This is a genomic window from Geodermatophilus sp. SYSU D00691 (genome assembly GCF_054050275.1).
The window spans coordinates 186,742-213,211 of record NZ_JBJGYZ010000002.1; the positions used below are offsets into that span (position 1 = coordinate 186,742).

Genomic DNA, 26,470 nt, shown 5'->3' on the forward strand with positions numbered 1-26,470 from the left:
GCTCAGCCCTCCCCGCGCGCGGCGCGCTGGGCGGCGGCCCGCTCCTCGGGGCTGCGCCGGGTCATCCGGTAGACGACCACGGTGGTGAGCACGCCGAGCCCCACCAGCAGCAGCTGGAACCAGTAGAAGAACGGCCAGCCGAACAGCCGCGGCTCGTCGCGGTTGTACAGCGGCACCAGCAGCGGGACGACGATCGGGACCAGCAGCAGCCAGTTCCACGGGCTGCGGTCGCTGCGGCGCGGGGCGACGTCCTGCGCGCCGGGCCCGGCCGGCGGTGTCGAAGCGGTGGCCACTCGTCAGCTCCTCTCCTGACCCACGTGCGCGGTCCACGGGTCGGTCCGCCGGGAGGACACGATCACCTCCACCCGACCGTCGAGGTCGCGGGCGAGGGCCTCCGCGGCGACCGGCAACCAGGGCCACTCCGTGGCGAAGTGTGCTGCATCGCAGAGCGCGGCGCCTGTCGAGGCGAGCGCTTCCGAGACCGGGTGGTGCCTGAGGTCGCTGGTCAGCAGGACGTCGGCGCCGGCGGCCGTGGCGGCGGCGTGCAGCGAGCCGCCGCTGCCCCCGCAGACCGCCACGGTGCGCACCGGCCGGCCCGGGTCGCCGGCCACGCGGATCCCGCCGGCGGTGGGCGGGAGCGCCGCGGCGGCCCGCTCGGCGAACCCGGCCAGGGTGAGGCCGTCCGCCAGCCGGCCGATCCGGCCCAGGCCCTCCCGGCTGCCCGGGGCGACCGGCTCGAGCGGGACGCAGTCGACCAGGCCCAGCGCGGCGGCGAGGGCGTCGTTGACCCCGACGTCGGCGGCGCGGTCGGCGTTGGTGTGCGCCACGAACAGGGCCGCGCCGGCCCGGACCAGCCGGTGCACCACCCGGCCCTTGGGGTCGTCGGCGGGCACGCCGTGGACGGCGGTGAGCAGCAGCGGGTGGTGGGTGACCACGAGCTGCGCGCCGAGCCCGAGCGCCTCGTCGACGACCTCCGCGACCGGGTCGACGGCGAGGAGCACCCGCGAGACCGGTTCCGACCGGTCGCCGCACACCAGGCCGACGGCGTCCCAGCTCTCGGCCAGGGCCGGGTCGTAGCGGGCCTCCAGGGCGGCGATCGCCTCGCCGAGGGTCACGGTCACCCGGCGGACCCTAGGACAGCCGCCAGGCGGCGGGCCGCCTCGGCCAGCCGGTCGGGGGTGAGCGCGGCGTAGCCCAGCACCAGGCCGGGCGGACCGGGCCGCAGCCGGTGCCAGGACAGCGGCTGGACGGCGACGCCGTCCCGCGCCGCCCGCGCGGCGAGCTCGACGTCGGAGAGGTCCCGCCCCGGCCAGGTGAGGGTCAGCTGCAGGCCGGCCGCCACCCCGTGGACGACGGCGGCGCCGAGGTCGGCTCCCAGCTCGCGGCGCAGCGCGGCGAGCAGGGCGTCGCGCCGGGCGCGCTGGCGGGTGCGCACCGCGCGCAGGTGGCGGTCGAGCTCGCCGGTGGCCAGCAGGCGGGCGAGCACCAGCTGCGGCAGCACCGGGCTGCCCAGATCGGTCGCGTGCCGGGCGGCCACCAGGTCGGCGCGCAGCGCCGGCGGGGCGAGCAGCCAGCCCAGCCGCAGGCCCGGCGCCAGCGTCTTCGAGGTGCTGCCCGTGTGCGCCACCGCCGCCGGCGCCGAGGCGTGCAGCGCCGGCACGGGCGCCCGGTCGTAGCGGTGCTCGGCGTCGTAGTCGTCCTCCACCACCAGCCGCGCGTCGGCGGCCCAGTCGAGCAGCGCGCGCCGGCGCGCGGCGGAGAGGACGACGCCGGTCGGGAACTGGTGCGCCGGCGTCACGAGGACCGTCGACTCCCCCGTCGCGGCGAGCGCGGCGACGTCCAGACCCTCCTCGTCCACCGGCACCGCGGTCGACGCCAGGCCCCAGTACGCCAGCTGGTCGCGGGCGCCGCGCGAACCGGGGTCCTCCACCGCGATCGACCGCGCGCCGCGGGCGTGCAGCACCCGCGCCAGGAGCGCCAGCGACTGGGCCACCCCGCCCACCACCAGCACGTCGTCGGCGTCGGCCCGGATGCCGCGGAAGCGGGCCAGCCACCGGGCCAGCTCGGCACGCAGGGCGGGGTGGCCGCGGGGGTCGCCGTAGCGCAGGTCCGCCGCGCCCGCGTCGCGCAGCGCCGCCCGCTCGGCCCGCAGCCACGCCGCCCGGGGGAACGCGGCCAGGTCGGGCAGGCCGGGCGACAGGTCGAACTCCGCGCCGGCCGGCGGCGGCAGGGCGGGCGGCCCCCCGGCCGGGGGCGGCGGCGCCGGCGGGCCGGCCGGCGCCGGGGCCGGGGTGCGGGTGACCACCGTGCCGGCGCCGGGGCGCCCGCCGACCAGGCCCTCGTCGGCCAGCCGCCGGTACGCCTCGACGACCACGCCGCGGGAGACGCCGAGGTCGGCGGCCAGCGTCCGGGTGGCCGGCAGCGGCGCGCCCACGACCAGCCGGCCCTCGGTCACGGCCGCCCGCACCCGGCCGACCAGCCAGTCGGTGAGGGCGCCGCGCGGTACGCCCGACGGGTCGAGGGCGAGGAAGTCGGCGCCCGGCATTGGTCCACTCCTCCGCATCGGGATTGGCCCTCAACGCCGGACCAATGGCTCCCTAGCGTGCCATCCGTGACCGCGCTCGACCTCGCCCCGCCCCTCCCCCGCACCCGTCCGACCGGCGCCGTCCTCGCCGGCGCGGCGGGCATGGCCGCCGTCGGCGGCAGCGTCGCCGTCTCCGGGCTCCTGGCCGGCGGGCCGGTGCTCACCGGCCAGGCGGTGCGCTACGCGGTCGCCTGCCTGCTGCTGCTCGCCGTCGTCCGGCTCTCCGGCCGGCGGGTCCGCCGCCCGGTCGGCGCCGAGTGGCTCTGGCTGGCCGGCGTGACCGGCGCGGGGCTGGTGCTGTTCAACCTGGCGCTGATCGCCGGGTCGCGGCACGCGGAGCCGGCGGTGCTCGGGGTGGCGGTGGCCTGCGTCCCCCTGCTGCTGGCCGTCGCCGGGCCGCTGGCCGAGGGCCGGCGCCCGGCGCGGCGGGTGCTCCTGGCCGCGGCCACGGTCACCGCGGGCGCCGCGCTGGTGGAGGGGTTCGGCCGCACCGACAGCGCCGGGCTGGGCTGGGCCGTCGTCGTCCTGGCCTGCGAGGCGGGGTTCACCCTGCTGGCGCTGCCGGTGCTCGGCCGGCACGGCCCCGAGGGCGTCTCGGTGCACACCACCTGGCTGGCCGCGGTGGCCTTCGGCGTCCTCGGGCTGGTGGGCGAGGGGCCGGCGGCGGTGCTCCGCCTGGACGCCGGCGACGTGGCGGCGCTGGCCTACCTCGCCGTCGTCGTCACCGCCCTGGCCTTCGTGCTCTGGTACGGCGCGGTGCGCCGGCTGGGTGCCGGCCGGGCCGGGCTGCTCACCGGCATCGCGCCCATCGCCGCCGCGGCCGCCGGCGTCGTGCTCGGCGGCCCGCTGCCGAGCACCACGGTCTGGCTCGGCGTCGGCGTGGTCGCCGCCGGGCTCGCCCTGGGCCTGTCCCGACGGGAGGGGTAGCCGGGTGGGAAGCTCCGGGGCGTGGCGGAACGGGGGCTCCGGGCGCCGGCCTGGCTCGAGGAGCTGCTCCGCACCGAGCGCCCACCGGTCCCCTGGCGCGACGTGGTGCGCTTCGCGGTCACCGTGCCCGCGCCGCTGGCGGTGGCGGTGCTGGTGGCCGGTGGCGTCGATCCCGGTCCCGAGCTCGGGGCCGGCATCTTCGCGACGATGGGCGCGCTCGCCGCGACCCTCGCGCCGCAGGGCGGCCCGCTGCGCGACCAGGTGCGGCGGATCGTGGCCGCGGTCTGCTTCGGCGCGCTGGGCCTGCTCGCCGGGCAGTACGCGACCGGCGGCGGCTGGCAGCCGGTGGTCGTCGTCGCGGTGCTCTCCGCGGTCGCCGGGCTGATCAGCGCCATCAACTCCGCGCTCTCCCTCGGCGCCCTGCAGCTGCTGGTGTACACCGCCCTCGCCTCGGGGCTGGTCACGTCCCTGCCGGCGGCGGCCGAGATCGGCTTCTTCTTCGCCGGGGCGGTCTGGGCCGCGCTGACCACGCTCGTGCAGGCGCGCACGGAGCCGCAGGACCCCGACCGGGCCGCCGTCGCCGACGTCTTCACCGCGACCGCCGACCTGCTCGTCGCCAGCGGCACCGAGGGCAGCGACGAGGCCCGCCGGGCCCTGACGACGGCGCTCAACGCCGCCTACGACCGGGTGATCCGCAGCCGCAGCCGCATGCCGGGGCGCACCAGGGAGCTCTCCGAGCTGGCCGGGGTGCTCAACGCCGCGGCCCCGCTGGTCGAGGGCGTCGTCGCCGCCACCCGCGCCGGCCTGCCGGCCGATCCGCAGGACGTCACGGCGGTGCACGCGCTGGGCGCCGCCGTCCGCGGCGACCGCGAGCTGCCCGAGGAGCGCCCCGAGGCGCTCGAGGACGGCCCGGCGGCCCGGCGCGCGGTGCGCCACGGCATCCGGCTGGCGTGGAACGTCGTCGGGGACCCCGAGGAGCGCTCGGAGGTCGCCGTCGTCCCGCCCGATCTCGACTGGCGGACCCGCGTGCGCGACCTGGCCGACGCGACGGTCGCCAGCCCGGACAGCCGCGCGTTCGCCCTCCGCCTGGTCCTCTGCATGACGATCGCCGAGATCGCCCGCCAGCGGCTGCCCCTCGACCGGCCCTACTGGGTGCTGCTCACCGTCGCGATCGTGCTCAAGCCCGACTTCGGGTCGGTGTTCACCCGCGCGGTGCAGCGCGGGGTCGGCACGCTGCTCGGCGTCCTCATCGGGTCGCTGCTGCTGGCCGTCATCCCGCGCAGCCCGTGGCTGCTGCTGGCCATGGCCGGCGCCGCGGCGCTGATGCCGTGGGGCCGGGCGGCCAACTTCGGCCTGTTCTCCGTCTTCCAGACCCCGCTGGTCATCCTGCTGCTCGACCTCGCCCAGCCGGGCGGGCCCGGGGTGGTCGGCGCGCGGCTGCTGGACACGCTGGTGGGCTGCGCGATCGTGCTGGTCTTCGGCTACCTGCTGTGGCCGCAGACCTGGCGTGCCCCGCTCGACGAGGCGTTGCGCGACGCCGCCCTCGCCCTCGACGGCTTCGTCGACGCCGCGTTCACCGGCGACGCCACCGACACCCGCCGGGCCCGCCGCCGCAGCTACCGGGCGCTCACCGAGCTGCAGACCCAGCTGCAGCGCCGGCTCGCCGAGCCGCCGCCGATCAGCACCCGCGCCGCGGCGTGGTGGCCGGTGATCGTGCAGCTGGAGCGGACGTCGGACGCCGTCACCGAGGCCGTCATCGCCATGCGGTCCGGCGAGCCGGTGCCCGACCTGGCCCAGGTCGCCGTGCTGCGGCGGGCGATCCGGCAGCTCGAGGAGGACGTCCGCGCGCACCGGGCGCCCGACGACGCCGAGATCCTCGCCGAGGGCGTGCTCGCCCCGGTGGCCCGCGAGGTCGACGCGGCCCGGCGCCTGGTGCGCGAGGCGGCGCCCGGCCGGTGAGCCGTCAGGCCGACTCCCGCCCGTCGCGGGGGTGCGGGACGCCCGGCACGTCGTCCGGGGTGCGGCCCCGGCGGTCCCGTCGCTCCGGCAGCCGCGGCCCGCGTTGCCCGCGGGCGATGGTGCGCCCGACCAGCGCAGCGAGCGGCAGGGACACCAGCACCCAGCCGACGAGGACCCACCCCCACCACGTCACGACCGCTCCCCCATGCTCCGAGACTGATACGTCCCGATACGCAGTGCAACCTGGCGATCGCAGATCGTGATTGCTCCACGAATGGAGCCGCGGTTGCGGCGACGCCGGACCGCCCGTCGAATGGGGCGTGCCCTCCGACCTGGTGCTGCCGCCGCTGACCGACCCGCCACCCCCGGGCTCGCGGACCGTCCGCACCGACGACGGCGTCGACCTGCACGTGGAGGTCGAGGGTGAGACCGACGGCCCGCTGACCGTCGTCCTCGCCCACGGGTTCACCGCCCGGCTGGCCGAGTGGCAGCTGCAGCGGGAGGCGCTGCGCGGCCGGGCCCGGCTGGTGCTCTTCGACCAGCGTGGCCACGGCCGCTCGAGCTGGACGCCGCTCACCGAGGCGACGATCGACCGCACCGGCCGCGACCTCGGCGAGGTGCTCGACGCGACGACGCCGGACGGGCCGGTGGTGCTGGCCGGCCACTCGATGGGCGGGATGAGCGTGATGGCGCTGGCCCGGCAGCGGCCCGAGCTGTTCGGCACCCGCGTGGTGGGCGTGTTCCTGCTGGCCACCTCGGCGGGCGGGCTGGTCGAGAGCGGCCTGCTCGGCCGGGCGGTGAAGCTCGTGCGGTGGCTCGGGCTGCTGCCGCTGTACCTGTGGCTGCTGCAGTTCTGGGCGCCGCTGCTCGAGCGGTTCCGCCGCCGCGGCACCCGGATCGGCCGCTGGTTCACCCGCCGCTACCTCTTCGGCCGGCAGGACGCCGACCCGGCGCACGTGCGCACCGTCCAGCAGCTGCTCGAGGAGACGCCGTTCCCGGTGACCGCGGCCTTCTACGCCACCTTCCTCGACCACGACGAGACCGCCTCGCTCGCCGTCCTGGCCCGGGTGCCGGTCACGATCGTGGCGGCCTCCGACGACCGGCTCACCCCGGCCGCGCACGCCCGGCGGATGGCCGGGCAGATCGGCGAGACCGCGGAGCTCGTGGTGGTCCCCGGCGCCGGCCACAGCGTCAACATGACCCGGACCGCCGAGGTCGACCGGGCGTTCCTCGACCTGCTCGACCGGGTCGAGGGCCGACTCCGCGCCGCGAGTTGAGAGGTGTTACCCGCCAGTACAGAATCGCGGTGCACCGGTCGTCGGCGGACCATGGCTTCGGCGGCCAGCCGAGAACTCGACGACGAGCCCCCGTCCTGGCCGGGCGGGGCGGCGAGGAGCTGATCGTGGACCGCATGAGCCCGACCGACGCCGGTTTCTACTACGCGGAGAGCGAGAACACGCCTCTGCACGTGGGATCGGTGGCGGTGTTCGAGGGCCCGGCACCGTCGTACGGCGACGTCGTGCGCCTGCTGCTGTCGAAGCTGCCGCTCGTGCCGCGCTACCGGCAGCGGGTGCGCGAGGTGCCGCTCAACCTCGGCCGGCCCATGTGGGTCGACGACCCGCACTTCCAGATCCTCTACCACGTGCGGCACACCGCGGTGCCGAAGCCGGGCAGCGACGAGCAGCTGCGCAACCTGGCCGGGCGGGTGCTCGGGCAGCGGCTGGACATGGCCAAGCCCCTGTGGGAGGTGTGGCTGGTCGAGGGCCTGGAGGACGACCGCTGGGCGCTGATCTCCAAGGTCCACCACTGCATGGTCGACGGCATCGCCGGCACCGACCTGATGCAGGTCATCTTCGACCTCGACCCGAACGCCCGGCACGGCGAGCCCAAGGACTGGACGGCGCAGCGCAGCCCGTCGTCGGCGGAGCTGATGGCCGGCGCGGTGTCCGACACCCTCACCCACCCGCTGCGCCAGCTGGCCTCCCTCCCCGGCGCCGGCGGCGTCTCGCGCTCGGCCAAGGGGCTGCTCGGCTCCGGCCGCACCCTGGCCTCGAGCCTGCCCGCGCTGGCCCGGCAGGCCACCACCCCGCTGGCCCGGACGCTCACCGGGCCGATCGGCCCGCACCGCCGCTGGGCGTGGACCGACGCGCAGTTCGAGGAGTTCAAGAGCGTCCGGACGGCGCTGGGCGGCACGGTGAACGACGTCGTCCTCAGCGCGATCACCCGGGGCTTCCGCGACCTGCTGCAGGGCCGGGGCGCGCTCACCGACAAGGCCGTCGTCCGGTCGATGGTGCCGGTGTCGGTGCGCCGCCCCGGTGAACGCGGATCGCTGGACAACCGGATCTCCGCCGTCTTCGTCGACCTGCCGGTGGGCGAGCCGGACGCCGCGAAGCGGCTGGACAAGGTCCGCCGGCAGATGGACGAGTACAAGAAGACGATGCAGGCGGTCGACGCCCGCTCGATCATCGCGATGGGCGACTTCGTGTTCCCGACCCTGCTGTCGATGGGTGTGCGCGCCGCGATGCAGGCCGGCCAGTTCTGGTGCCAGGCGGTGACCACCAACGTGCCGGGCCCGCGGGTGCCGCTGTACGTGCTCGGCAAGCGGATGCGCTCGGCGCACGCCTACGTGCCGATCGCCGGCGGCACCCGGCTCTCGATCGGCATCTTCTCCTACCTGAACACCATGACCTTCGGGATCAACGCCGACTTCGACGCCTTCCCCGACGTCGACGTGCTGGCCACCGGCATCCGCCGCGGCGTCGACGAGCTGAAGGAGATCGCCGCGCGCGAGCCGGCCGCCGCGGCCCAGCAGTGAGCGCCGGCGACCGGGCGCTCACCGTCGCGGTCACCGGGCCCACCGGCACCTTCGGCGCCGGGCTCGTGCCGCTGCTCGAGGCCGAGCCGCGGGTCCGGCGGGTGATCGGGCTGGCCCGCCGTCCGTTCGACCCGGCCGAGCGCGGCTGGACGAAGATGGAGTACCGGCGCGGCGACGTCCGCGACCCGGACAGCCTCGCCGAGGCGTTCCGGGGGGCCGACGTCGTGGTGCACCTGGCGTTCCTGATCACCGGCACCGCGTCGCGGCGGACGACCCGCGCGATCAACGTGGAGGGCACGCTCAACACGTTCCGTGCCGCCGCCGACGCCGGCGCCCGCCGGTTCGTGTACGCCTCGTCGGTGGCCGCCTACGGCTGGCACCGCGACAACCCCGAGCGGATCTCGGAGGACTGGCCGGTGCGCCCCGCCGACCGGCTCTTCTACGCCCAGGAGAAGGCCGAGCTGGAGGACCTGCTCGAGGGCGAGGCCGCGGCCGCGCCGCAGCTGGCCCTCTACCTGCTGCGCCCGCCGGTGGTGCTCGGCCCCAACGTCGTCGGCGGCAAGGACCTGCTGCCCGGCCCGCTGGCGCCGCTGGGCCGCCGGCTGTTCGCCCGCCCGCGGCGGCTGCCGGTGCCCGTGCCGGTCGTCGTCCCGGAGCTGCAGCTGCAGTTCGTCCACGAGGACGACGTCGGCCGGGCGCTGCTGCTGTGCGTCCTGGGTGCCGGCCCCCCGGGGGCCTACAACATCGCCGGCGACGGGATCCTCACCGCGGCCGACGTGGCGCGCGAGTTCGGGGCGCTGCCGATCGGGGTGCCGCCGGGACCGGCCCAGCTGGCCGCGCGGGCGGTGGCCCGGCTGCCGTTCCTGCCGCCGGCCGGCGAGTGGGTCGAGGCGGCCAGCCGGCCGGTGCTCATGGACACCAGCCGGGCCAGGCAGCAGCTGGGCTGGCGCCCCCGCTACACCGGGCTCGAGGCGCTGCGCGCGACGCTCGGCAGCTGAGCGAGGAAGGCCCGCACCTCGCCCGCCACGACCTCGGGGACCTGCAGCTGCGGCACGTGGCCGACGCCGGCCAGCTCCACGTAGCGCCAGTGCGGGTGCTCGGCGGCCACCGCGCGGGCGGCGGACACCGGGACCAGCCGGTCGCGGTCGCCCTGCACCAGCAGCACGGGCGCGGTGATCGCGGCCATCGCCCCGCGGTAGGCCCGCGGGTCGAGCAGGATCCCCAGCAGCGACCGGGCGGCGGCGAGGAACGCCCGGTCCATGCCCTCGACGTCCTGCCGCTCCTCGAGCAGGGTCACCGAGCGGTCGACCAGCTCGGCGGGGACGGCGTCGGGGTCGACCCCGCAGAGCTCGAGCATCTGCCGCACGCGGCGGCGCGGGGTCTGCCGCTGCCGGCGCAGCGCGAGGAAGCGCTCGCCGGCGAACGGCAGCCCGTAGAGGGCGAACTGCCCGGCGACCACCGGCTCGAGGCGCCGGCGGTCCCCGGGCAGGGCGGGGTCGAGGAGGACGACGCCGCGCACCGCGGCCGGTGCCGCGGCGGCGGTGAACAGCGAGATCATCCCGCCCATCGAGTTGCCGACCAGGACCGCCGGGGTCCCGGTCACCTCGGTGAGGAAGCGGCGCAGGACCGCGACGTTGGCCCGCACGGTCGCCCGCCGGCTGCCCGGCTCGCTGCGGCCGAAACCAGGCAGGTCGAGGGCCAGCACCCGGGCGTGCGGGGTGAGCAGCGGCGCGAGCAGGTCCCAGTTGAGGTGCGAGCCGCCGAGCCCGTGCACGAGGACGGCCGTCGGGCCGGCGTCGTCCCCGCCGTAGTCGACGACGTGGACCGGGCCGTCCCAGTCGAGGGTGCGGCTGGTTCCGAGCGGCGCGGCCATCTTCCTCCTCTGCGGACGTGTCGCCGGTCACACTGGGGCCGGACGACGCCGATGAGTCCTGCGTGTGACGCGGACCCCATCTTGGTACAGGGCTGTACCAGGGGCCGGACGACGGGAGGCGACGTGGCGCGACGGCACGACCGGAGCCCGGGGCTCCCGCTGTACCTGAGCGAGCCGACCCGGGCGGCCGCCGACTTCGGGCTGTTCCTGGCCGCCCGACCGCTGCTCCCCCGCCTGCCCAAGGGCGACGGGCACCCGGTGCTGGTGCTGCCCGGTCTGCTCGCCGACGACGCCTCGACCCGGATCCTGCGGCGGGTGCTGCGCCGGCTGGACTACCGGGTGCACGGCTGGCGCCTCGGTCGCAACATCGGCCCGACCGCGGCCTGCGTCACGGGCCTGCGCGACCGCATGGAGGACCTCTCCGACCGCTACGGCCGGCCGGTGACGCTGATCGGGTGGAGCCTCGGTGGGATCTTCGCCCGCGACCTGGCCCGCCGCAGCCCCGGGTCGGTGCGCCAGGTGATCACCCTGGGCAGCCCGTTCCGGCTGCAGCACGACGGCCAGAGCCGCGCGACGAAGGTCTTCGCGCGCTACGCGCACCTGCACGTGGAGCACCGCACGTTGCCGCTCGAGAGCGAGGCCGAGCCGCTGCCGGTGCCGTCGACCTCGATCTACTCGCACTTCGACGGCATCGTGCACTGGCGCGCCTGCCTCGACCTGCCCGGCGAGCGCTGCGAGAACATCGCGGTCATGGCCAGCCACCTCGGCCTCGGCCACCACCCCGCCGCCATCTGGGCGATCGCCGACCGGCTCGCGCAGCCCGAGGGCACCTGGTCGCCGTTCCGGCCGCCGCTGTTCCTGCGCCCGGCCTTCCCGCGCCCGGCGGACGCCGCCGACGGGCGGCCGGCGACCCCGCACGACGCCGCGGCCTAGCCGTACACCTCGCCGGAGGGCCGCCAGGCGTAGGTGCAGTCGGGCTCGCCCTCCTCGTTGGCCGACCCGTCGCCGGTGCCGACGAGCACGAAGCCGGCGGCCTCGTAGAACCGCCGCGCCCGCTCGTTGCGGGCGAAGACGTGCAGCCGCAGCCCCTCCGGCCGGGCGGCCCGGGCCGCCTCCAGCAGCGCCCGGCCCGCCCCCGCACCCCACGCGTCGGGAGCGACGTAGAGCTGCTCGAGCCAGTCCTCGTGGACGGCGGCGAAGCCGACGACGACGCCGGCCCGCTCGGCCACCCAGACCTGCTGCTCGGGGAGGACGACGCCGCGCATCCACCCGACCGTCTCGGCCTCCTCGTGCAGGTCGGGCAGCCATGGCATGCCGGCCGCGCGGGCGGCGTGGTGGACGCGCGCCAGCACGGCGGCGTCCTCGGGCCGGCCCGGGCGCAGGGCGACGTCGTCGGGCACGGGCGGGCTCACGGGCAGGCCGGCAGGCCCAGCAGGCCGCAGATGACGCCGGGGACGAGCGGCTCGAGCGTGGTGGAGACGGGCTTGACCGGCAGCGTGGTCGCGCCCGACGGCGCGCCCTGGGACAGCGCCTCGATGGCCGGGGCCGACGCGACGTCCCACGGCATGCTGGCATCGTTGATCTGGGCAACCGCCTCCAGCCCGGAGCCCTTCGGGGCGGGGGCCCGGGCCGTGCCCAGCGCCGCGCCGGCGGCGAGCAGGATCGGCCAGCGCTTCCGCCGCAGGCCGCGAGGGGCCGGCTTCTCACCGGGCCGCTGCCTGGTCGCGCACATCGCGAGCACTGTGAACTGCACCGCCTTCCTAGGCGCGGCCCGCCGCGGTCGTAGCCGCCCGGGGGTTCGCGGTCCCGGCAGATCATATTGACGGGCCCGCCCCGCAGGACCAGCATTGCTGGCCGATCGGCTGACGCAACGCACCAGTGCTCCTGCTGAACCAGGCCGTCCCTGACCCGCACAGGACGCCGACCGAGCACCCGCGGGGGGTGCCATGTCCGCACGAACGGTCTCCCGTCTGGTGGCCGGTGCCACCGCCCTCTGCTTCGCGATGGCTCCGACGGCCGCCGCCCTGGCAGCGACGCCGTCCATGCTGTACGTGGACCGGTCGAGCCCCTACTGCTCGGACACCGGGACCGGCACCGCGACGCGGCCGTTCTGCACGATCGGCAAGGGCGCGAGGACGGCCGTGGCCGGCCAGACGGTCGAGGTGGCGGCCGGCACCTACCCGGAGGTGGTGACCGTCGCGAACTCCGGGACGGCCGGCGCGCCGATCGTCCTCACCGCCGCGCAGGGGGCGACGGTGACGGTGTCGGGAGGCGCCAACGGATTCACGCTCACCGGCAAGAGCTACGTGACGGTGCGCGGGTTCACCGTCACGCGCACCAGCGGTGCCGGGATCCTGGTCAAGACGTCCTCGCACGTGGTCATCGCGGACAACGAGGTGTCCCTCGCCGGCCAGCCGGTCAGCGGCCTGATCGCGAAGGGCATCTCGCTGAGCGGGACGACGGACTCGGTGGTGTCGGGCAACCGCACGCACCACAACACCGACGCCGGGATCGGGGTGACCGCCGGGTCCACGCGCAACGTGATCACCCGGAACGAGTCCAACGCGAACGCGCGGCAGTACACCCGCGCGGCGGCCGGGATCGATCTGCGGAACAGCCCGTCGAACACGGTCGAGGCCAACCGGTTGCACGACAACGAGGACTCCGGGCTCAACATCTGGGACTCGTCGGACGGGTCCCTCGCGGTCAACAACCTGGCTTGGGACAACGGGGACCACGGCATCGACGTGCACAGCACCGCCGACAACCGGGTGGTGGCCAACACCGTCTTCCGCAACTACGACTCCGGGATCGAGATGACCGGGGCGCTGCGGACGAATCTGGCGAACAACGTCAGTGTCGACAACGGGATCGACAGCGCGCGCACCTCCGGCCAGATCCGCGTCGACGTGAACTCGATGACGACCGTGGCGGACTTCGACCTGCTGTTCCTGTCGGTCCCCACCAGCAGCCGGACCGCGTTCCTGGACTGGGGTGGGGTGAAGTACACCAGTCTCGCCGCGTTCACCGCGGCGACCGGGCAGGAGAGTCACGGCATCCAGGCCGCCCCGCGGTTCGCCGGCACGGCCTCTCCGCCCGATCTCCACCTCACCGCCGGATCCCCCGCGATCGACACGGGGAACAATGCGGCCGGCGGCGAGCCGGCCACGGACGCCGACGGCGTCGCGCGGCCGATAAACGGCACCGTCGACCGCGGCGCCTACGAGTCGCCGGCCGCCGGCGCGACCAACACCGCGCCCACGGTGAACGCCGGCAGCGACTCCGCCGTGACGAGGCCGGCCGCGGCCACGCTCGACGGCACGGTCACCGACGACGGCCTGCCCACCCCACCCGGCGCGGTCACCACCACCTGGTCGAAGGTCGCCGGCCCCGGCACCGTCACCTTCGCCGACCCCGCCGCGGGCGACACCACCGCCACCTTCGCCACCGCCGGCACCTACGTGCTGCGGCTGACCGCCGACGACGGCGCCCTGCAGGCCAGCGACGACGTCACCGTGACCGTCACCGACCCGGCGCCGACCAACACCGCGCCCACGGTGAACGCCGGCAGCGACTCCGCCGTGACGAGGCCGACCGCGGCCACGCTCGACGGCACGGTCACCGACGACGGCCTGCCCACCCCACCCGGCGCGGTCACCACCACCTGGTCGAAGGTCGCCGGCCCCGGCACCGTCACCTTCGCCGACCCCGCCGCGGGCGACACCACCGCCACCTTCGCCACCGCCGGCACCTACCTGCTGCGGCTGACCGCCGCCGACGGCGCCCTGCAGGCCAGCGACGACGTCACCGTGACCGTCACCGACCCGGCGCCGTCATCCCCCGTCGTCCTCGACATCCCGGTGCGGATCGGTGCCGACGACGCGGAGGAGCGAACCTCGACAGGGGCGGTGAACCTCACCAGCGGTGACCTGAACCTGGGGCAGGACGGCACCGCCCCGCAGACCGTCGCCATGCGGTTCTCGGGGGTGACCGTGCCCGCCGGCGCGACGATCACCGGCGCCTGGCTCCAGTTCCAGGTCGACGAGGTCTCGACCGCCGCGTGCAGCCTGACGGTGGCCGGCGAGGCGGCCGACGACGCCGCCGCGTTCACCACGATGGCCCGCGGCATCAGCTCTCGCGCGAGGACGGCGGCGACGGTCGCCTGGACGCCGGCGGCCTGGCCGACGCTCGCCGCCCGCACGGCCGACCAGCGCACGCCGGACCTGGCGCCGGTTCTCCAGGAGATCGTGCGCAGGCCGGGGTGGGCCGGCGGCAACGCCGTCGTGCTGATGGTCACCGGCACCGGTACACGCGTGGCCGAGTCCTTCGAAGGTGGCGCGGCCAGGGCGCCGGTCCTGCACATCGAGTACACCGTCTGATCGATCGAGGTGGGCGCGGCAGGGTTCGAACCTGCGACCGCTCGCTTGTAAGGCGAGAGCTCTTCCGCTGAGCTACGCGCCCCGCGCACTCAGAGTAGGGGGGCTCCGAGCGGCGAGAGGATCAGGCCGCGAGCTTCTCGACCGCGTCCTTCCAGCCGGACTGCTCGCGCACGTCGCCCGGGTTGTTCACCTCGGCGAAGGTTACGGTGCCCTCGGCGTCGAGCAGGAAGGTCGCCCGCAGGGCCATGCCGGCCTTCTCGTTGAAGACGCCGTAGGCCTGCGCGGTGGCCCCGTGCGGCCAAAAGTCCGACAGCAGCCGGAACTCGAAGCCCTCCTTCTCCCGGAAGGCCTTGAGGCTGAACACCGGGTCGGTGCTGATGGCCAGCACCTGCACGCCCGCGTCGGTGTAGACCGCCAGCTCGTCGCGCAGCTGGCACAGCTCGCCGGTGCACAGGCCCGAGAAGGCGAAGGGGTAGAACACCAGCAGGACGGGGGCGCCCCGCAGGCCGGCCAGGTCGACGACCTGCTTGTCCTGGTCGGGGAGGCTGAACTCGGGCGCGGTGTCGCCGACGGAGAGGGTCATGCGCCCGATCGTGCCCCATGCGCCGCGGAGCGCCGCAGCGAGGGCCTAGCGGCGCGTGCGGGCGGTCTTCGGGGTGACCAGGCGGATGCCGGACCAGTCCTTGGCGGCGGAGATGCTGCTGGTCTGCTGCAGGCCCGCGGTGGGCGCCACCTCGGTGACGTCGCCGGGCTCCACGTGCCCCGGCCGCCCCGACTTGGGCACCAGCAGCCACACGACGCCGTCGTCGGCCAGGGAGGTCAGCGCGTCGGTGAGGGCGTCGAAGAGGTCGCCGTCGTCCTCCCGCCACCAGAGGACGACGACGTCGGCCACCTCGTCGGTGTCCTCGTCGACCATCTCGCTGCCGGCCGCCTCGACGATGGCGTCGCGCAGGTCCTCGTCGGCGTCCTCGTCCCAGCCGAGCTCCTGCACGACCATGCCCGGCTTGATGCCCAGCCGGGCCGCCATGCCGGCGCTGCCCGAGTCGACGCTCATCCCTGCTGCTCCTCCACGGAACGGTCTCCTGCTGACCGGTTGTCTGCGACATGGTGCACGGTCTGACGCTCCGACGCGCGCGGACCTGGGATCACGCGCACCCGCACGGGGGGACCAGCGGGACGGCGGGCCCGGCGGCGACGGCGGACACGACCGGCGGGAGGAGAGCCCGCACGCTGGTCATGTCACCCCTCTCGCTCCTGCCTCGGGCCCGACCGGTCGGGCGCGTTGGGCGGAAGCGTAGGCCATGGGAGCCCGGGCGCAAGCCTCCTGCCGCGCCCGTCGCGCCGCCGGACGCGCTGGTACGGCCGCGTATCGGCCGGACACGGGTGCCTCACGTGACGGCGGAACCCCTGACGGGAGACCATGGGGGCATGAGCGCACCGCAGCAGTCGGACGGCGACCCCGCCCGCGACGCAGTAACCCCCCGCGCGGTCATCACCGACGGGCTGCCCAGCCAGCTGGTCGACACCGACCCCGACGAGACGCAGGAGTGGGTCGAGTCCCTCGACGCCGTCGTCGACCACGCCGGACGCGGCCGCGCGCGCTACCTGATGCTCAAGATGCTCGAGCGCAGCCGGGAGCAGCAGGTGGGCGTCCCCTCCCTGCGCAGCACCGACTACATCAACACGATCCCGCCGGAGCGCGAGCCCTGGTTCCCCGGCGACGAGCACGTCGAGCGGCGCATCCGCGCCTACATCCGCTGGAACGCGGCGATCATGGTGCACCGGGCCCAGCGGCCCGGGATCGCCGTCGGCGGGCACATCTCCTCCTACGCGTCCTCGGCGTCGCTGTACGAGGTCGGCTTCAACCACTTCTTCCGCGGCAAGGACCACCCCGGCGGCGGCGACCAGATCTACTTCCAGGGCCACGCCTCCCCCGGCATCTACGCCCGCGCCTTCCTCGAGGGCCGGCTCTCGGAGGAACAGCTCGACGGCTTCCGGCAGGAGGTCAGCCACCCCGGCGGCGGCCTGTCGAGCTACCCGCACCCGCGGCTGATGCCCGACTTCTGGGAGTTCCCCACCGTGTCGATGGGCCTCGGCCCGATCAACGCGATCTACCAGGCGCGGTTCAACCGCTACCTGCACTCCCGCGGCATCAAGGACACCTCCGACCAGCACGTCTGGGCGTTCCTGGGCGACGGCGAGATGGACGAGCCCGAGTCGCTCGGCGCGATCGGCCTGGCCGCGCGCGAGGAGCTGGACAACCTCACCTTCGTCGTCAACTGCAACCTGCAGCGCCTCGACGGGCCGGTCCGCGGCAACGGCAAGGTGATCCAGGAGCTCGAGTCGTTCTTCCGCGGCGCCGGCTGGAACGTGATCAAGGTGATCTGGGGTCGCGAGTGGGACCCGCTGCTCGCCGCCGACCGCGACGGCGCGCTGGTCAACCTGATGAACCAGACGCCCGACGGCGACTACCAGACCTACAAGGCCGAGGACGGCGCGTTCGTCCGCGAGCACTTCTTCGGCCGCGACCCGCGCACCCGCAAGCTCGTCGAGCACATGAGCGACAAGGAGATCTGGGACCTCTCCCGCGGCGGGCACGACTACCGCAAGCTCTATGCGGCCTACAAGGCGGCGGTGGAGCACAAGGGCCAGCCGACGGTCATCCTGGCCAAGACGATCAAGGGCTGGACGCTCGGCAGCCACTTCGAGGGCCGCAACTCGACCCACCAGATGAAGAAGCTGACCGCCGAGGACCTCGCCGCCTTCCGGGACCGGCTCTACCTCGACATCCCCGACGAGGCGCTCGACAAGACCCTGCCGCCGTACTACAAGCCCGACCCGGACGGCGACGAGATGCGGTACATGCTCGAGCGCCGCCGGCAGCTGGGCGGCTCGGTCCCCCGCCGGCGCACCGACGCCAAGCCGCTCAAGGCGCCCGACGACAAGGCGGTCGACATCCTGCGCCGGGGCTCCGGCAAGCAGGAGGTGGCGACGACGATGGCGTTCGTCCGCATGCTCAAGGAGATGCTCAAGGACCCCGAGCTCGGCCCGCGGTTCGTGCCCGTCATCCCCGACGAGGCCCGCACCTTCGGCATGGACTCGCTGTTCCCGACGCAGAAGATCTACAACCCGGCGGGCCAGCGCTACACCTCGGTCGACCGCGAGCTGATGCTGGCCTACAAGGAGTCGCAGCAGGGGCAGATCCTGCACGAGGGCATCAACGAGGCCGGCTCCGCGGCGTCGTTCACCGCCGTCGGGACCTCCTACGCCACGCACGGCGAGCACATGATCCCGATCTACATCTTCTACTCGATGTTCGGGTTCCAGCGGACCGGCGACGCGTTCTGGGCGGCCGGCGACCAGATGGCGCGCGGCTTCCTGCTCGGCGCCACCGCCGGGCGGACGACGCTCAACGGCGAGGGGCTGCAGCACGAGGACGGGCACTCGCTGCTGCTCGCGCACACCAACCCGGCGGTGGTGAGCTACGACCCGGCGTTCTCCTACGAGGTCGCGCACATCACCAAGGACGCGCTGCTGCGGATGTACGGCAACGACCCGGGCGGCCCGCTGGGCGGCCACCGCAGCCCCGACGTCTTCTACTACCTGACCGTCTACAACGAGCCGATCTCGCAGCCGGCCGAGCCGGCGGACCTGGACGTGCGCGGCCTGCTGGCCGGCATGTACAGGTACGCCGAGGGGCCGCAGGTCGAGAACGGCAAGAAGGCGCAGATCCTCGCCTCCGGCGTCGCCGTGCCGTGGGCGCTGCGGGCGCAGGAGCTGCTGGCGCAGGACTGGGGCGTCTCGGCCGACGTGTGGTCGGTGACGTCGTGGACCGAGCTGCGCCGCGAGGCGGTCGAGGCCGAGGAGCACAACCTCCTGCACCCCGAGGAGGAGGCCCGGGTCCCGTACGTCACGCAGCGGCTGCAGGAGGCCGAGGGCCCCGTCGTCGCGGTGTCCGACTGGATGCGCGCCGTCCCGGACCTGATCGCGCCGTACGCGCCGCACGGCATGCGGTCGCTGGGCACCGACGGGTTCGGCCTCTCCGACACCCGCCCGGCGCTGCGCCGGCACTTCCACGTCGACGCCGAGTCGATCGTCGTCCGGACGCTCGCCTCGCTCGCCGACTGGAACTGGCTGGACCGCGACGTCGTCCGGCAGGCCGTCGAGAAGTACCAGGTCCGCGAGGTGCAGGCCGCTCCGCAGGAGGAGCGGTCGGACCCCAGCCCCGCGACGTGACGGCCGGTGCGGAGTCCCAGGGCGGCGTTCTCCGCGCCCCGGGACTCCGCGACCGTCAGCCGGCGAGCGCGTCCAGGGCCATGCGGGCGTAGAGGGCGACGCCCGCGGGCAGCGGCTCCTCGTCGAACACCACGAGGTTGGAGTGGTTGGCCGGGGCGGTCTCCGGCTCCAGCCCGGGCGGGCAGGCGCCGAGGAAGGCCAGCGCCCCCGGCACCCGCTCGAGCACGTAGGAGAAGTCCTCGGCGCCCATGAGCGGCGCGGCCATCGGCGCGGCGGCCTGCGGGCCGAGCAGCGCGGCCGCCGTGTCGAGCACGACCGCGGCGGCGCCGGCGTCGTTGACCGTCACCGGGTAGCCCTCGACGTGCTCGAACTCGGCGGTCATCTCGTGCGCCGCGGCGATGGTCGCCGCCACCCGCTCGACGGCGGCGACGATCATCCGCCGGTTCTCCGCCGACAGCGTGCGGATCGTGCCCTCCAGGAACGCCGAGTCGGGGATGACATTGCTCGTCGACCCGGCCTCCAGGTGCGCCACGGTGACCACCGCCGGGTCGAACACGTCGACGCGGCGGGTGACCAGCGTCTGCAGCGCCAGCACGATCTCGGCGGCGACCGGGATCGGGTCGTTGGCGGTGTAGGGCATCGAGGCGTGCCCGCCGCGGCCCTTGACGGTGATCCGCCACTGGTCGGCGGCGGCCATCATCGGCCCCGGCCGCACGTTGATCGTGCCGCTCGCGAACGTCGAGGAGATGTGCAGCGCGAACGCCCCGCTCACCGGCGCCTCGGGGACGGCGTCGAGCAGCCCCTCGTCGAGCATGTAGCGGGCGCCGTGGAAGCCCTCCTCCCCCGGCTGGACCATGAACACGACCTGCCCGGCCAGCTCGTCGCGGCGGTCGGCGAGCAGCCGCGCGGCGCCGAGCAGCATGGCGACGTGGGTGTCGTGCCCGCAGGCGTGCATCGCCCCGGGGACCTCGGAGGCGAACGGCAGGCCGGTGTCCTCGTGCACCGGCAGCGCGTCCATGTCGCCGCGCAGCAGGAAGGTCGGCCCCGGGCGCGCGCCCCGCAGCACGCCGACCACCGAGCTGGTCGAGCGGCCGGTGGTCACCTCGATCGGCAGGTCGCGCAGCGCCTCCAGCACGGTGGCCTGCGTGTTCGGCAGGTGCAGCCCGATCTCGGGCCGGCGGTGCAGCCGGCGCCGCAGGTCGATGGTGCGGTCGGCGTCGGAGTAGGCGGCGGCGAGGAGGTCGGCGGCGCTGGTCGGCATGCTCCCCAGTCTCGCCGCCGCCTCAGAACGCGGCCCAGTCGGGCCGGGTGGCCGCCAGCCGCCAGACGACGACGAGCCCGCCGCCGTCGACGGTGAGCTGCCCCTCGGGCGCCCGCTCGGGCGGCCCGACCCACAGCCGGGCGTCGTCCCGCCCGAGGTCGACCCAGCCCCGCGGCGCGCGGTGCACGGCGTGCGACGGCGGCGCCGCCGGGTCGGCGGCGCGCAGGTAGGCCTGCAGCACCCGGGCGCCCGTCTCGCCGGCCACCTCGTCGTGGGTCAGCCCGGCGCCGGACCGCAGCACGGCGACGTCGCCCGCGGCGACCTCGGCGCCGTCCCCCCACGCGTGCCGCAGCGACCCGGCCAGGACGACGGCGACGACGTCGACCGCCCGGTGCTCGTGCCGCCCGTAGCCCTCCCCCGCGCCCAGCCGGTCGTCGGCCAGGCGCAGCAGCGGCCCGAGCGAGCCGTCGTCCGGCGCGGCGACCACGCGCTGGTCGAGGCTCACGGGACCACCGCCGCGTCGCGGCGGACCGGCAGCGCCGCGCGGCCGCCGGGCAGGGCGCCGAAGAGCAGCGCGACGGTCAGCGTCCAGGCCAGCCCGAACGCCCAGCCGCCGACGACGTCGGAGAAGAAGTGGACCCCCAGCCACAGCCGGGTCAGCCCCACCAGGACGACCAGGGCGACCCCCGCCGCCAGGCACACCCGCCGCGCGCCCACGCCGAGCAGCGGCCAGAGGAGCACGAGCACCACGGTGACCAGCGTGGCGATCCCCGAGGAGTGCCCGCTGGGGAAGCTGAGGGAGTCCAGCCGCGCGCCTCCCTCGTCGAAGTCCGGCCGCACCCGGCCGAAGAACTCCTTCAGCAGCGTGGTCAGCGGCCCGACGAGGACGGTCGCGGTGAGCACCCAGGCGGCGACCCACCAGGCCCGCCCCAGGACCAGCCAGGCGACGACCGGGAGCAGCACGAGGACCCGGAAGGCCGAGAGCCCGGGCGCGGTCAGCACCTGCAGCAGCCCGTTCAGCCCCGTCGCGCGGTCGTCGCCGGCGTAGACCGCCTCGCTCACCACGCCGTCGAGGTCCACCTGGGGCGCGAAGCCGGCCAGCACGCCCGCGCCCAGCACGGCCACCACGAGGTAGCCGAGGGCGGCCGCGACCAGCGCGCGGCGCCGGGCGACCGGCGAGGCACCGTCCGGGGGAACGTCCACGGGTCCACTCTCCCCGACGGGCGACGGCGTGACACGCTGACCGGGGACGACTCGACGGGGAGGACCGCACTGTGACCGGCCGGGTGAGCAACCGCCCGCCGAGCGACGCCACGCTGCGCCGGCTCGAGCGCGCCTCGGGTGCCCTCGCCACGCAGGCCGTGGCGCGCATGGACGAGCAGCTGTCGTGGTTCCGGGCGATGCCGGCCGACCAGCGCTCGTGGGTGATGCTGGTCGCGCAGAACGGCATCGCCTCGCTGGTCGAGTGGTGCCGCAACCCCGGCCGCCCGCCCAAGCTGACCGGCGAGGTGTTCGGCGCCGCGCCGCGCGAGCTGGTGCGGGCCGTCCCGCTGCGGCAGACCGTCGACCTGATCAAGGTGACCGTGGAGGTGATGGACGACCACGTCGCCTCGGTGGCCGAGCCCGGTGACGCCGAGGCGCTGCGGATCGCCGTCCTGACGTTCAGCCGCGAGGTCGCCTTCGCCACCGCGCACGTCTACGCCAGCTTCGCCGAGAACCGCGGTGCCTGGGACGCCCGCCTCGAGGCGCTCGTCGTCGACGCGCTGGTCCGCGGCGAGCGGTCCGAGGAGCTGCCCGGGCGGGCGGCGGCGCTCGGCTGGGCCACGATGAGCCCGGTCGTCGTCCTGGTCGGGGCCGCGCCGGGGGCCGGTGACGCGCACGCCGCGGTGCGCCGGGCCGCCCGCTCGATGCGCGCGGAGGTACTGGTGGGGGTGCACGCCGACCAGCTCGTCGTCGTCCTGGGCGGGCAGAGCGACCTGGAGTCGGTGGCCGAGCGGGTCAGCGACGAGTTCGGCCCCGGCCCGGTGGTGGTCGGCCCGGTGGTCGACGGGCTGAGCCGCGCGGCCGAGTCGGCCGCGGCCGCCCTGGCCGGCCTGCGGGCGGCCCCGGCCTGGCCGGGGGCGCCCCGGCCGGTCGCCGCCGACGCGCTGCTCGCGGAGCGGGCCCTTGACGGGGACCCGCTGGCCCGCGCCGCGCTCGCCGAGCGGATCGCCGGCCCCCTGCAGACCGCCGGCGGCGAGGTGCTGGAGACGGTGCGGGCGGTGCTCGCCGGCGGCGGCAACCTGGAGGCCAGCGCGCGGGCGCTGTTCGTGCACCCCAACACCGTCCGCTACCGGCTCCGGCGCGCGGCGGAGCTGACCGGGGTGTCGGCGACCGATCCGCGGGGCAGCTGGACGCTGCAGGTCGCCCTGGCGCTGGCGCAGCTGGGCCGGGACAGTTCCCTCTGGCACTGAGTGCCGTTGGTCCCACTGGTCACACCAGTGTGGTCCCTACCACGATCCGGGCCGGATCCGCGCGTCCGCCGAGTGTGCTTTGTGGGAACCCTCCAAAGATCAGCGGTGTGCTTTCGTGCCGCTCCCAGGCGCGGACGCCGGTGATCCCTGGCACGGTGAAGACGTGCTGGCCGTCCTCGCCCCCGGACAGGGTGCCCAGAAGCCCGGGATGCTCACCGACTGGCTCGACCTCCCCGGCGCGGAGCCGTTCTTCCGCTGGGCCGGGGCCATCGCCGACGCCGACCTGCTGACCCTCGGCACGTCCGGGGACGCCGAGGCGATCAAGGACACCGCGGTCACCCAGCCGCTGGTGGTCGCGATGGGCCTCTTCATCGCCCGCGAGCTCGGCGGCCTGCCCGGTCCGGTCGTGCACAGCCCGCACGCCGGCCGCGACGTCGTCATCGCCGGGCACAGCGTCGGCGAGCTCACCGCCGCGGCGCTGGCCGGCGTGCTGTCGGTCGAGGCGGCGATCGCGCTGACCGCCGTCCGCGGCCGGGCGATGGCCGCCGCCTGCGCGCAGACGCCGACCGGCATGTCCGCCGTCCTGGGTGGTGACCCCGAGGAGCTGGCGGCGGCGCTGGACCGGCACGGGCTGCAGGCCGCCAACTACAACGGCGGCGGCCAGGTCGTCGTCGCCGGGCCGCTCGACGGGCTGGCGGCCCTCAAGGCCGAGCCGCCGGCCAAGGCGCGGGTCATGGCGCTGTCGGTGGCCGGCGCCTTCCACACCTCCTACATGGGCTCGGCCCGCGAGGAGCTCGAGGGTCTGATCGGCGGGCTCCGGCCGGCCGACCCGAGCAGGCTGCTGCTGTCCAACGCCGACGGCGCGGCGGTCGAGAGCGGCGCCGAGGCGCTCACCCGCCTGGTCAGCCAGGTCACCAGCCCCGTGCGGTTCGACGCCTGCCTGGCCACCATGCGCGACCTGGGCGTGACCGCCGCGATCGAGCTGCCGCCGGCCGGCGCGCTGGCCGGGCTGGCCAAGCGGGAGTGGAAGGGCGCCGACATCGAGATCCTCGCCGTCAGCAGCCCGGCCGACCTCGACCGCGCCCGCGAGCTGATCGCCGCCGAGCGCGGCCGGCCCGAGCCCGACCACCTGCCCGACTGGCGGGTCGTCGTCGCGCCCGTGCGCGGGACGGTCAGCCCGGCCGACGTCGCCGAGGGCAGCCGGCTGCCGGCCGGCACGCCGCTGGGCGTCGTCCGCAGCCGCCGCGAGGAGGTCCACGTCTCGGCCGGCTACGACGGGGTACTGGCCGAGTGGCTCGTGCACGAGGGCGACCTGGTCGACGCAGGCGACCCGCTGGCCCGTCTCTACCCGGAGGTTTCGGCATGACCGCTCGCATCCAGCAGAGCCAGGGCGCCCCCGGCGCGCGCATCCTGGGGCTCGGCGGGTACCGGCCGCGCCGCCGGGTGACCAACCACGAGCTGGCCCAGGTCATGGACACCAACGACGAGTGGATCCAGACCCGGGTCGGCATCGCCGAGCGGCGCTGGGCCGGTGAGGACGAGACGCTCGTCGAGATGGCCGTCGCCGCCGGCGGCAAGGCGATCGCGGCCAGCGGCCTCGCCCCCGACGAGATCGACCTCGTCATCGCCGCCAGCGCCAGCCTGCGGGCGCCGATCCCGGGGGTCGGCCCGCAGATCGCCTACCGGCTCGGGGTGCCGCGGCCGGGCTCGTTCGACCTCAACGCCGGGTGCGCCGGGTTCTGCTACGCCCTCGGCCTGGTCAACGACGCCATCCGCGCCGGGTCGGCGCGCAACGGGCTGGTCATCGGCGTGGAGCGGCTGACCGACGTCACGGACACGAACGACCGGTCGACCGCGGTGATCTTCGCCGACGGCGCCGGCGCGGCCGTGGTGGGCGCCGCCGACGAGCCGGGCATCGGCCCCGTCGCGTGGGGCAGCGACGGCGACCAGCACAACGCCATCGAGATCGCGGCCGGGAAGTCGACGATGACCATGGCCGGCCAGGCCGTCTACCGCTGGGCGACCACCAAGCTCACCGAGACGCTGTTCCAGGCGATGGAGTCCGCCGGCGTCGGCCCGCAGGACATCGACGTCTTCGCCCCGCACCAGGCCAACCTGCGCATCGTCGAGTCGATGACCCGGAAGCTCGGCCTGCCCGAGCGCACCGTCGTCGCACGCGACATCGTGCAGTCCGGCAACACCTCGGCGGCGTCGATCCCGCTGGCGCTGACCGCGCTGCTGGAGTCCGGCGAGGCCAAGTCGGGCGACCTGTGCCTGGTCCTCGGCTACGGCGCCGGGCTGACCTTCGCCGGGCAGGTCCTGCGCCTGCCCTGAACCATCGATCTGCCGGGACACCCCGTCCCGGACGACGGCGGTGCGCCACCGCGGCGCGCCGCCACCATCCGAGAGAGAGGACCCCGCGTGGCCAGCACCCAGGAGATCCAGGCCGGACTCGGCGAGATCCTGGAGGAGGTGGCCGGCGTCACCCCCGCCGACGCCACCCCCGAGAAGTCCTTCACCGAGGACCTCGACGTGGACTCCCTGTCCATGGTCGAGATCGCGACCGCCGTCGAGGACAAGTTCGGCGTGGCGATCCCCGACGACGAGCTCGGCAACATCAAGACCGTCGGCGACGCCATCAGCTACATCGAGAAGAACCAAGGCTGAGGCCTCATCCCGATCGCCCGGCCATCTGAGAGGACATAGCGATGAGCACGTCAACCAGTGACGTCGTCGTCACCGGCCTCGGCGCCACCACGCCGCTCGGCGGTGACGTGGCCAGCACGTGGGAGGCGCTGCTGGCCGGGCGGTCGGGGGTCGAGCGGATCACCGACGACTGGGTCAAGGACTACCCGGCCCAGCTGGTGGCCCGCATGGCGACCGACCCGTCCGAGCAGCTCGACCGGGTCCGCGCCCGGCGGCTCGACCGCAGCCAGCAGGCCGCGGTGGTCGCCGCCGAGCAGGCGTGGGCCGAGTCCGGCGCCGCCGAGCTCGATGTCGCGCCCGAGCGGATCGCCGTCGTCTTCGGCACCGGCATCGGCGGCGCGCTGACCCTGCTCGGCCAGGACGACGTCCTGGAGGAGAAGGGCCCCAAGCGGGTCTCCCCCTTCACCATCCCGATGCTCATGCCCAACGGCCCGGCCGCGGCGGTGGGCCTCGCCATCGGCGCCAAGGGCGGCGTGCACGCGCCGGTCAGCGCCTGCGCCTCCGGCGCCGAGGCGATCCGCTGGGGCCTGGACCTGCTGCGCTTCGACCGCGCCGACGTCGTCCTGGTCGGCGGCGCCGAGGCGTGCATCCACCCGCTGCCGATGGCCGGCTTCGCCGCGATGCGCGCGATGAGCACCCGCAACGACGAGCCCCACCGGGCCTCGCGGCCGTTCGACAAGGCCCGCGACGGGTTCGTGCTGGGCGAGGGCGCCGCGGCGCTGGTGCTCGAGCGGGCCGACTCCGCCCACGGGCGCGGCGCGACCGTGCACGCCCGGCTGGCCGGCGCCGGTGCCACCGCCGACGGCTACGACCTGGTCGCCCCGCACCCCGAGGGCGAGGGCGCCGGGCGGGCGATCGGCGCGGCGCTGCGCGACGCCGGGGTCTCCCCCGCCGACATCGGGCACGTCAACGCGCACGCGACCTCCACGCCGGTCGGCGACACCGCCGAGGCGGCCGCCATCCGCTCGTCCATCGGCGACCACGTGCTGGTGACGGCGACCAAGAGCCAGACCGGCCACCTGCTCGGCGCCGCCGGCGCGCTGGAGTCGGTGTTCACCATCCTGGCGCTGCGCGACCAGGTCGTGCCCGCCACCGCCAACCTCGACGACCCGGACGACGACGCCGCCGTCCAGGCGCTCGACATCGTGCGCCACGAGCCGCGCAAGGCGCAGCTCACCGCCGCCGTGAACGACTCGTTCGGCTTCGGCGGCCACAACATCGCCCTGGTCTTCACGACGGCGTGAGCGCCCGGCAGTCCCGTCCCGAGCCCGGTTCCG

At 75.5% G+C, this 26,470-nt stretch carries 25 protein-coding genes and 1 tRNA gene; 13 read left to right on the forward strand and 13 right to left on the reverse strand.

Annotated features, from left to right (window positions below; translation table 11 throughout):
* Positions 1-2: 2 nt before the first annotated feature.
* Genes ACI797_RS02410 through pdxR form a run of 3 tightly spaced genes read right to left on the reverse strand, consistent with a single transcriptional unit; the run spans position 3 to position 2,545 of the window.
* Entirely contained in the window at positions 3-293 is a 291-nt protein-coding gene (locus ACI797_RS02410; RefSeq protein ID WP_456856929.1) for a DUF3311 domain-containing protein, read from the reverse strand.
* A 3-nt stretch (positions 294-296) separates the two neighbouring features.
* The gene (locus tag ACI797_RS02415) at positions 297-1,121 is read right to left on the reverse strand and encodes a Nif3-like dinuclear metal center hexameric protein (RefSeq protein ID WP_456856930.1); all 825 of its coding nucleotides are present in this window, start codon (positions 1,119-1,121) and stop codon (positions 297-299) included.
* Positions 1,118-2,545 carry a MocR-like pyridoxine biosynthesis transcription factor PdxR gene (gene pdxR, locus ACI797_RS02420; RefSeq protein WP_456856931.1) on the reverse strand — a complete coding sequence of 476 codons (1,428 nt, stop codon included), beginning with the start codon at positions 2,543-2,545 and terminating at the stop codon, positions 1,118-1,120. Before pdxR ends, ACI797_RS02415 begins: the two co-directional genes overlap by 4 nt.
* A 66-nt stretch (positions 2,546-2,611) precedes the next feature.
* Here pdxR and ACI797_RS02425 point away from each other — a divergent pair, with 66 nt between their 5' ends.
* Both ACI797_RS02425 and ACI797_RS02430 read left to right on the forward strand, forming a co-directional pair.
* On the forward strand, positions 2,612-3,511 hold the full coding sequence (locus ACI797_RS02425) for a DMT family transporter (protein WP_456856932.1): 900 nt from the start codon (positions 2,612-2,614) through the stop codon (positions 3,509-3,511).
* A gap of 21 nt (positions 3,512-3,532) precedes the next feature.
* Positions 3,533-5,470, forward strand: coding sequence for an FUSC family protein (locus tag ACI797_RS02430; protein WP_456856933.1), 1,938 nt, complete (start codon positions 3,533-3,535; stop codon positions 5,468-5,470).
* 4 nt (positions 5,471-5,474) lie between these two features.
* Here ACI797_RS02430 and ACI797_RS02435 read toward each other — a convergent pair whose 3' ends face one another.
* On the reverse strand, positions 5,475-5,663 hold the full coding sequence (locus ACI797_RS02435) for a hypothetical protein (protein ID WP_456856934.1): 189 nt from the start codon (positions 5,661-5,663) through the stop codon (positions 5,475-5,477).
* A 127-nt stretch (positions 5,664-5,790) separates the two neighbouring features.
* Here ACI797_RS02435 and ACI797_RS02440 point away from each other — a divergent pair, with 127 nt between their 5' ends.
* The 3 genes from ACI797_RS02440 (at position 5,791) to ACI797_RS02450 (ending at position 9,283) form a co-directional block, all read left to right on the forward strand.
* Complete coding sequence (locus tag ACI797_RS02440; protein WP_456856935.1) at positions 5,791-6,747, forward strand: alpha/beta fold hydrolase; 957 nt, start codon at positions 5,791-5,793, stop codon at positions 6,745-6,747.
* A 134-nt stretch (positions 6,748-6,881) separates the two neighbouring features.
* Entirely contained in the window at positions 6,882-8,285 is a 1,404-nt protein-coding gene (locus tag ACI797_RS02445) for a WS/DGAT/MGAT family O-acyltransferase (protein WP_456856936.1), read from the forward strand.
* The gene (locus ACI797_RS02450; protein ID WP_456856937.1) at positions 8,282-9,283 is read left to right on the forward strand and encodes an NAD-dependent epimerase/dehydratase family protein; all 1,002 of its coding nucleotides are present in this window, start codon (positions 8,282-8,284) and stop codon (positions 9,281-9,283) included. Before ACI797_RS02445 ends, ACI797_RS02450 begins: the two co-directional genes overlap by 4 nt.
* Here the strand turns inward: ACI797_RS02450 and ACI797_RS02455 are convergent.
* Complete coding sequence (locus ACI797_RS02455; RefSeq protein WP_456856938.1) at positions 9,241-10,158, reverse strand: alpha/beta fold hydrolase; 918 nt, start codon at positions 10,156-10,158, stop codon at positions 9,241-9,243. The two genes, ACI797_RS02450 and ACI797_RS02455, sit on opposite strands and share 43 nt — an antisense overlap.
* A 123-nt stretch (positions 10,159-10,281) precedes the next feature.
* Between ACI797_RS02455 and ACI797_RS02460 the strand changes: the two genes are divergently transcribed.
* Positions 10,282-11,091, forward strand: a complete 810-nt coding sequence (locus tag ACI797_RS02460; protein WP_456856939.1) for an alpha/beta hydrolase — start codon at positions 10,282-10,284, stop codon at positions 11,089-11,091.
* Here ACI797_RS02460 and ACI797_RS02465 read toward each other — a convergent pair.
* Both ACI797_RS02465 and ACI797_RS02470 read right to left on the reverse strand, forming a co-directional pair.
* The gene (locus ACI797_RS02465; protein ID WP_456856940.1) at positions 11,088-11,570 is read right to left on the reverse strand and encodes an N-acetyltransferase family protein; all 483 of its coding nucleotides are present in this window, start codon (positions 11,568-11,570) and stop codon (positions 11,088-11,090) included. The two genes, ACI797_RS02460 and ACI797_RS02465, sit on opposite strands and share 4 nt — an antisense overlap.
* Positions 11,567-11,890, reverse strand: coding sequence for a hypothetical protein (locus tag ACI797_RS02470; protein ID WP_456856941.1), 324 nt, complete (start codon positions 11,888-11,890; stop codon positions 11,567-11,569). Before ACI797_RS02470 ends, ACI797_RS02465 begins: the two co-directional genes overlap by 4 nt.
* A gap of 214 nt (positions 11,891-12,104) precedes the next feature.
* On the opposite strand from ACI797_RS02470, the gene ACI797_RS02475 reads away from it, so the two are divergent.
* Complete coding sequence (locus tag ACI797_RS02475) at positions 12,105-14,537, forward strand: right-handed parallel beta-helix repeat-containing protein (RefSeq protein ID WP_456856942.1); 2,433 nt, start codon at positions 12,105-12,107, stop codon at positions 14,535-14,537.
* A gap of 10 nt (positions 14,538-14,547) precedes the next feature.
* Here ACI797_RS02475 and ACI797_RS02480 read toward each other — a convergent pair.
* The 3 genes from ACI797_RS02480 to ACI797_RS02490 form a co-directional block, all read right to left on the reverse strand.
* Positions 14,548-14,619, reverse strand: a tRNA-Val gene (locus tag ACI797_RS02480).
* 39 nt (positions 14,620-14,658) lie between these two features.
* Positions 14,659-15,120, reverse strand: coding sequence for a peroxiredoxin (locus ACI797_RS02485; RefSeq protein ID WP_456856943.1), 462 nt, complete (start codon positions 15,118-15,120; stop codon positions 14,659-14,661).
* A 45-nt stretch (positions 15,121-15,165) separates the two neighbouring features.
* A complete protein-coding gene (locus ACI797_RS02490; protein ID WP_456541391.1) occupies positions 15,166-15,591 on the reverse strand; it encodes a DUF3052 domain-containing protein in 426 nt (141 codons plus the stop codon).
* A gap of 374 nt (positions 15,592-15,965) precedes the next feature.
* Here ACI797_RS02490 and aceE point away from each other — a divergent pair, with 374 nt between their 5' ends.
* Positions 15,966-18,773 carry a pyruvate dehydrogenase (acetyl-transferring), homodimeric type gene (gene aceE / locus ACI797_RS02495; protein ID WP_456856944.1) on the forward strand — a complete coding sequence of 936 codons (2,808 nt, stop codon included), beginning with the start codon at positions 15,966-15,968 and terminating at the stop codon, positions 18,771-18,773.
* Positions 18,774-18,828: 55 nt separating this feature from the next.
* On the opposite strand, the gene ACI797_RS02500 is transcribed toward aceE, so the two are convergent.
* Genes ACI797_RS02500 through ACI797_RS02510 form a run of 3 tightly spaced genes read right to left on the reverse strand, consistent with a single transcriptional unit; the run spans position 18,829 to position 21,237 of the window.
* Positions 18,829-20,034: a M20 metallopeptidase family protein gene (locus tag ACI797_RS02500; RefSeq protein ID WP_456541389.1), complete on the reverse strand. Its 1,206-nt coding sequence runs from the start codon at positions 20,032-20,034 to the stop codon at positions 18,829-18,831.
* 22 nt (positions 20,035-20,056) lie between these two features.
* On the reverse strand, positions 20,057-20,539 hold the full coding sequence (locus tag ACI797_RS02505; RefSeq protein ID WP_456856945.1) for a pirin family protein: 483 nt from the start codon (positions 20,537-20,539) through the stop codon (positions 20,057-20,059).
* Positions 20,536-21,237 carry a phosphatase PAP2 family protein gene (locus ACI797_RS02510; protein WP_456856946.1) on the reverse strand — a complete coding sequence of 234 codons (702 nt, stop codon included), beginning with the start codon at positions 21,235-21,237 and terminating at the stop codon, positions 20,536-20,538. The genes ACI797_RS02505 and ACI797_RS02510 overlap by 4 nt, the downstream gene beginning before the upstream one ends.
* Positions 21,238-21,308: 71 nt before the next feature.
* On the opposite strand from ACI797_RS02510, the gene ACI797_RS02515 reads away from it, so the two are divergent.
* The 5 genes from ACI797_RS02515 to ACI797_RS02535 all read left to right on the forward strand — a co-directional run bounded on the left by ACI797_RS02515 (position 21,309) and on the right by ACI797_RS02535 (position 26,437).
* Positions 21,309-22,487 (forward strand): PucR family transcriptional regulator, encoded by a 1,179-nt coding sequence (locus ACI797_RS02515; RefSeq protein WP_456856947.1) that lies wholly within the window; start codon positions 21,309-21,311, stop codon positions 22,485-22,487.
* Positions 22,488-22,650: 163 nt separating this feature from the next.
* Complete coding sequence (locus tag ACI797_RS02520) at positions 22,651-23,853, forward strand: acyltransferase domain-containing protein (RefSeq protein WP_456856948.1); 1,203 nt, start codon at positions 22,651-22,653, stop codon at positions 23,851-23,853.
* A complete protein-coding gene (locus tag ACI797_RS02525; RefSeq protein WP_456856949.1) occupies positions 23,850-24,821 on the forward strand; it encodes a beta-ketoacyl-ACP synthase III in 972 nt (323 codons plus the stop codon). The genes ACI797_RS02520 and ACI797_RS02525 overlap by 4 nt, the downstream gene beginning before the upstream one ends.
* Before the next feature lie 87 nt (positions 24,822-24,908).
* Positions 24,909-25,154 (forward strand): acyl carrier protein, encoded by a 246-nt coding sequence (locus ACI797_RS02530; protein WP_456541383.1) that lies wholly within the window; start codon positions 24,909-24,911, stop codon positions 25,152-25,154.
* Positions 25,155-25,195: 41 nt separating this feature from the next.
* Entirely contained in the window at positions 25,196-26,437 is a 1,242-nt protein-coding gene (locus tag ACI797_RS02535; protein ID WP_456856950.1) for a beta-ketoacyl-[acyl-carrier-protein] synthase family protein, read from the forward strand.
* Positions 26,438-26,470: the final 33 nt, after the last annotated feature.